This is a genomic window from Mesorhizobium sp. M7A.F.Ca.CA.004.06.1.1 (assembly GCF_003999135.1).
Lineage (GTDB): Bacteria > Pseudomonadota > Alphaproteobacteria > Rhizobiales > Rhizobiaceae > Mesorhizobium.
This window is the reverse complement of record NZ_RZPQ01000058.1, coordinates 1-1,410: the sequence shown is the minus strand read 5'-3', so window position 1 is coordinate 1,410 and position 1,410 is coordinate 1. Positions and strand designations below refer to the sequence as shown.

At 57.8% G+C, this 1,410-nt stretch carries 1 pseudogene; it reads right to left on the bottom strand.

The features are described 5' to 3' along the window. Positions 1–548: pseudogene (locus EN906_RS38120) on the bottom strand (GGDEF domain-containing protein); the annotation flags it as partial. Positions 549–1,410: the final 862 nt, after the last annotated feature.

The following is a 1,410-nucleotide window of genomic DNA, read 5'->3' as shown; positions in this document are numbered from 1 at the left end:
GCACTCCCATGCGCGATGGCCGGGCTCTGCAGTTGAAGCATGAGATAAAGTCCGAGCGCCAGCGCAGCGATAGTCATCGTCCAGGCCAGGGGGATCCCGAAGATTATGATGGCTGTAATGGCCACGAACAACATGACGTTCAATTGCCGTTCGTAGAACTCGCCACCAGCGCTTGCTCCGACCAATGCGACTGACAACAAGATAAGGAACATGCCTGCGATCAGCGAGGTTCCTTGGAGCCAAGGCGCCTGCGGTTTACGCCAAACAAGGACGACGGCCAACGCCACGGGCGGGATGATGGCGCCGGGCAGGAGCATGGACTGCGCTACGACCCATGGAAGCAACGCCGCGTTCAGTGCCAACGTCAGCACATCCAAAAATGCCACCCAGATCATCCACGCGCGGATGATTTTGGCCGTTTGCGACCAGACACGTACTCGAAATAGGCGTTCGATCTCGCCACGCAGGCTGATTTCGCGCGTACGGCGCGCCAGAAGCCGGTCGACCTCAGCGGCTAGGGCAGGATCATCCTGCACATCGGGGGGCATCAGATCTGACAAGTCGATAGGCCTTACGCTGCTTTCTCCTGAACATCTATCCAAGCCATAGGCGGTCGGCGGTGGGCAATCATGTCAACTTACCCTGAAGATTTGATTTATAGCTGTGATTTGCGAACACTCGGTCCCAAACCATCTGATCCTCGATGCGCGTAGCCGAATTAACCTTTGTAATTGCGGTGGCGCTGCACCGCGGTTATCCACGCCGCCGCCGGGCTCGGCGAGATGTCCCGGGAGCTTCTGAAGTCGAGCACGTGAAGGAATGGGGGTGATGCCGATTCTCGTCATCATTGACCTTTCGAGTATTGCCTGCAGACCAACAGGATGGATTTGGCCATGAAAGGAAGCCGACCGGGTATTTCGTTGTTGGATTTCGACATACTCTCCCGGGCTCTTACGTCAGCCATCAGGGAGAGCCCGGAATCCGATTCGACGGTCCAGGCCCGCGAGCTTGTGTGCCTATACACCGGCAAAAAGTCAGCCGACCAAAATTTGATCGCGGCCTTGCTTCACGCCAGTCGCGCCCAGCTGGACTTGGAAGCATCCAAGGAAAATCGGCCCGGCAAGAATTGACTGAGTGCCTGCATCTGCTCGACGTGATCTCTCACCGGTTGTCTCCTCAACGGAGCTACGTTCCGAGACGAAGCCCAAAGGCCCGACCGACTGAGACGCAGCGCATAATTCCCGCGGGCGACAGGACGAATATCCTGACCGCGACACGATAGCCAGAAGGTCACCGAATGGACCTTTAAAGTCATGGCAGCGGGTTGGACTTCGATCGAGATAGCCGAGGCCATCGAGCATCCGGCCGTGGCCGACCGTCGTGGGCGCGAGGAAAACGCCGCTCTAGATG